Raw genomic sequence first — 284 nt, 5'->3', positions numbered from 1 at the left:
TAATATTGAGTTTGAAGAAGGAAAAACCTATGGTTTGGTAGGTGAGTCAGGTTCTGGGAAATCGACCATTGGTAAGGCAATTATCGGTTTAGAGCGTGCCACTTCTGGTCAGATTATCTATGAGGGACAAAATGTAACCAACAAATCACGTGGTAAAAAAGGAAACTTTAATCGTGATGTTCAAATGATTTTCCAAGACTCTCTTTCAAGTTTTAACCCGAAAAAGCGTATTTTGGACATCATTGCGGAACCAATCCGTAACTTTGACCGCTTATCTCCAGATG

At 39.1% G+C, this 284-nt stretch carries 1 protein-coding gene; it reads left to right on the top strand.

Translation table 11 applies throughout. The annotated features are described in order from the left end of the window. Positions 1–284 (top strand): ATP-binding cassette domain-containing protein (locus C1E99_RS08730; protein ID WP_153060176.1); only part of this gene is annotated, 284 nt, incomplete at both ends.

It is taken from the genome of Streptococcus suis (genome assembly GCF_002964045.1).
Classification (GTDB): domain Bacteria; phylum Bacillota; class Bacilli; order Lactobacillales; family Streptococcaceae; genus Streptococcus; species Streptococcus suis_U.
Note: the sequence above shows the minus strand (reverse complement) of the source record. Positions and strands in the feature narration are given on the sequence as shown.